The sequence below is a fragment of the Paucibacter sp. XJ19-41 genome, from assembly GCF_028462495.1.
GTDB lineage: Bacteria > Pseudomonadota > Gammaproteobacteria > Burkholderiales > Burkholderiaceae_C > Roseateles_E.
Genome location: NZ_JAQOWX010000215.1, coordinates 1 through 3,755 on the forward strand (window position 1 = coordinate 1; position 3,755 = coordinate 3,755).

The 3,755-nt window shown below is 70.4% G+C and carries 4 protein-coding genes; 1 reads left to right on the forward strand and 3 read right to left on the reverse strand.

The features are described 5' to 3' along the window. Positions 1 to 784 (reverse strand): TonB-dependent receptor plug domain-containing protein (locus PO768_RS28070; protein ID WP_272648682.1); only part of this gene is annotated, 784 nt, incomplete at its 3' end. Between the two features lie 117 nt (positions 785 to 901). Between PO768_RS28070 and PO768_RS28075 the strand changes: the two genes are divergently transcribed. Further along, on the forward strand, positions 902 to 1,555 hold the full coding sequence (locus PO768_RS28075) for a TetR/AcrR family transcriptional regulator (protein WP_272648683.1): 654 nt from the start codon (positions 902 to 904) through the stop codon (positions 1,553 to 1,555). A 5-nt stretch (positions 1,556 to 1,560) separates the two neighbouring features. Here PO768_RS28075 and PO768_RS28080 read toward each other — a convergent pair whose 3' ends face one another. Next, positions 1,561 to 3,042 carry a glycine betaine ABC transporter substrate-binding protein gene (locus PO768_RS28080; protein WP_272648684.1) on the reverse strand — a complete coding sequence of 494 codons (1,482 nt, stop codon included), beginning with the start codon at positions 3,040 to 3,042 and terminating at the stop codon, positions 1,561 to 1,563. A gap of 31 nt (positions 3,043 to 3,073) precedes the next feature. After that, on the reverse strand, positions 3,074 to 3,755 hold a 682-nt coding region (locus tag PO768_RS28085), incomplete at its 5' end, for an FAD-dependent oxidoreductase (RefSeq protein WP_272648685.1).

The window sequence follows — 3,755 nt, forward strand, 5'->3', positions numbered from 1 at the left end:
CGTAGCGCTGGCCGCTGGCGGCATCGCGCAGATCGCCGTCGCTGCGCTGCGACACCAGGCTGGCGCGCAGGGCCAGGCGCTCGCCGAGCGGCTGGTTGACCAGGGCCTCGAGCTGGCGCAGCCCGTCCTCGCCCAGGCGCAGCCGGCCGCTGCCGCTGCGGCGGAACTCGGGCTCATTGCTGACGATGGAGATCGCACCGCCGGCGCTGTTGCGGCCGAACAGCGTGCCCTGCGGGCCCTTCAGCACTTCGATGCGCTTGAGGTCGTTGAAGTTCAGCAGCGCGCCGCCGGTCTTGCCGGTGTAGACGCCGTCGACATAGATGCCCACCGGCGAATCGGTGCCGATGCCGAAGTCCGAGCTGCCGATGCCGCGCNCTTCGATGCGCTTGAGGTCGTTGAAGTTCAGCAGCGCGCCGCCGGTCTTGCCGGTGTAGACGCCGTCGACATAGATGCCCACCGGCGAATCGGTGCCGATGCCGAAGTCCGAGCTGCCGATGCCGCGCAGCGACATGCGCGGCTGGGTGGCCTGGTTGGCATCGATCTCCAGCCCCGGCACATGGGCGCTGAGCTCGCCCAGATGATTGGCACCGAGCCTGCGCACCTGGTCCGCGCCCAGCACCTGGATCGCGATCGGCACCGACTGCAGCTGCTGGCTGCGGCCCTGGCCGGAGACGACGACCGCTTCGAGCTGGGCCGCCTCCTGGGCCCGCGCGGAGGGGCCGCCCAGCAGGCCCAGCGCGGCCAGCATCAGCGGGGTCAGGTTTTGCTGCCTGATGTGCTTCATCGCTTGTCTCCTGTCGCCATCGATCGTGACGCAGTGAATGTAGCGATGACTATATTTATTCGCTAGGGCGATGCTCTACGGACTATCCCGAGGGCGGGACGGCCCTAGACTGCCGGCATGACCGGCCTCCCGAAAACTGCCGCCCCCGAGCTGGCGCTGAAGAAAGCCCCGACCCAGCCGCGTGCGATCGAGACCTATGAGCGCATCCTTGCGGCCTGCGCCGAGCTGCTGGGCGAGGTGGGCATCGAGCGGCTGTCGACCAATCTGGTGTGCCAGCGCGTCGGCATCTCGCCGCCGGCGCTCTACCAGTACTTCCCGAACAAGTACGCGCTGCTGCATGAGCTGGGCCTGCGGCTGATGGCGGCGCAGAACGCCTTGCTGGAGCCCTGGGCCACGCCGGCGACGATGGCCTTGCCCGAGGCGAAGTTCGCGCGCAGCGTGGCCGCGCTATTCCTGCAGACCATCGCGCTGACCGAGCAGATACCGGCCGGCGTCTGGGTCACGCGGGCGCTGCGTGCGGTACCGGCGCTGCAGCATGTGCGCAACGGTTCGCACGACCAGGTCACCGAGATGCTGATGGCGGCCTTCATCGCCGCGCACCCGCAGGCCGAGCCGGCGCGCGTGCGGCTGAACTTCCGGCTCGCGATCGATGCGCTCTATGCGGCCCAGGAGCTGCTGTTCGACCAGCCGGGCCTGGATCCGCAGGCGGTGGCCGAGACCATGGCCGAGATGGTGGCCGGGCAGCTGCAGCGGCTGCGGCGTGCGCGCTGATTCACTCAGCGGCGCCGCATCCAGCGGGCCGCCAGACCGAACAGCGCCTCAAACAACAGGGCCAGCGCGGCCGAGGGCAGGGCGCCGGCCAGCAGCAGGTCCTTGTCGTTCAGCGCCAGGCCGGTGACGATGCGCTCGCCATAGCCGCCGGCGCCGATGAAGGCGGCAATCGTCGCGGTGCCGACCGCGATGCTGGTGGCGGTGCGCACACCGGCCACCAGGGTCGGCAGCGCCAGCGGCAGCTCGATCAGGCGCAGGCGCTGCAGCGTGGTGAAGCCCAAGGCGGTGCCGGCCAGGCGCAGGCCTTGCGGCACCTCGGCCAGCCCCACGCAGGTGTTGCGCATGATGGGCAGCAGCGCATAAAGCGTCAGCGCCAGCAGGGCCGGCAGCGCGCCGATGCGGTCGACCCAGGAGATCAGCACCGCCAGCAGGGCCAGCGAGGGGATGGTCTGCAGCAGACCGCTGGCGCCCAGCACCAGGGCGCGCGGCCCGGCATGCGGCGCCACCGCGATCGCCAGCGGCACACCGATCAGCACCGCCAGCGCAACCGAGGCCAGCACCAGGGTCAGGTGTTGCCCGGTCAGCCGGGCCAGGTCGGGGCCGAAGAGCTTGGCCCAGAAGCCCGCGGCCTGGACCGTGTCGCTCGCGCCGCCGGCCAGGTGCTCGCGGGCAATCGCCTCGAAGCCCTGGCCCTGCAGCTCGGCCTTGGCATTCAGCGCGATCATGGTCTTCTCATTGATGCTGCCGCCCAGGCGCTGCAGCGCGGCCCAGGCGGCCGGGAAGCGCTGCGGCACATCGAGCCGGTACAGCAGCAGCGCGTCGTAGCGCGGGAAGTAGCCGGCGTCATCGGCCAGCACGGTCAGACCGAGGTGGGTTATCTTGGCGTCGGTCGTGTAGATGTCGATCACATCGATCTGGCCGGCCGTCACCGCGTCATAGGCCAGGCCATGGTCCAGGCCGCTGGGTTGTTGTGCCAGGCCATAGCGCTGCGCCAGACCGCGCCAGCCGTCGGCGCGGCCGATGAACTCATTGCTCAGGCCCAGGCGCAAGCTCGGATGCGCGGCCAGATCGGACAGTGTGGCGATGCCCAGGCGGCGCGCGGTCTCGGCCTTCATCGCCAGCGCATAGCCGTTGTTGAAGCCCAGTGGCACGGCCACGCCCAGGCCCAGCGGCTTGAGCTGCGCATTCATCGCCGCCAGCGAGGCCGAGGGTTTCTGGTTCTTCAGGATCTCCTGGTCTATCGTGCCGACATACTCGGGATAGAGATCGATGCTGCCGGCGCGCAGCGCGGCATAGACGATGGCGGTGTTGCCCAGCCCTGACTTGAGCTCGACGCTCGCATGCGGCCGGGCCGTCTGGGCCAGCACTTCGGCCAGGATGTAAGCCTCGGTGAAGCGCTTGGAGCCTATGCGCAGCGGCTCCTGGGCCGAGGCCGCGAAGCCGAGGAGAAGTAGCAACAGGGCGAGCATGGCGCGGGGTCGGGTCATGCGGCCAGCATCGGCGATCCCCGGAGCAGGGTCAAGTCTTGTCCGGCAGGAACAGCGCGATCGGTGCCGGCTGCAGCGGCGCGCGCTGGCCGCGTGCGTCCCAGCCCAATAGCTGCTGGGTGATAGGACCACAGACACGGCCCTGGCAGGCCCCCATGCCGCAGCGGGTCTGCAGCTTGGCATCGCGCCAGCCGCGCTGCGCCTTCAGCGCACCCAGGCTGACGTCCTCGCAGCGGCAGATCAGGGTCTTGGCCTCGGCCAGCTGCAGCAGCTCGGGCCGCAAGGCAAAGCTGCGGGCCAGGCGCCGCGTGAAGCGCTGGGCCTGGCGGTGGGCCGCCTGCAGGGGCTGAACGTCCTGGCCCAGCATCTGCAGCGCAGCCAGCTCGCCCTCGACCTGGGCCTTGTCGGCCCCGCCGATGCCGGTGCACTCGCCAGCCGCCCAGACCTGGGGCAGTGAAGTCTGCAGCTGCGCATCGACCGCGATGGCGCCGTCCTCAAGGCGGCAGCCCAGCAGCTCGGCCAGCTCGGTATTGGGCAGCAGGCCGAAGCCGACGCCCAACTCGTCGCAGGCCAGCTGCTGCTCGCTGTGGCCATCGCTGATCACGACGGCTTCGAGCTTGTCGTTGCCGATCGCGCGCCGCACCCAGTGGCCACTGCGGTAGCGGCCGCGCAGCCGCCAGCCCAGGCCGGCGGCCTGGCCCAGCCGGGCGGCG

Excerpts from the sequence above, each read along its gene's own strand:
- PO768_RS28080 (WP_272648684.1), bottom strand. The coding sequence starts at position 3,042 with ATGACCCGACCCCGCGCCATGCTCGCCCTGTTGCTACTTCTCCTCGGC.
- PO768_RS28075 (WP_272648683.1), top strand. The coding sequence starts at position 902 with ATGACCGGCCTCCCGAAAACTGCCGCCCCCGAGCTGGCGCTGAAGAAA.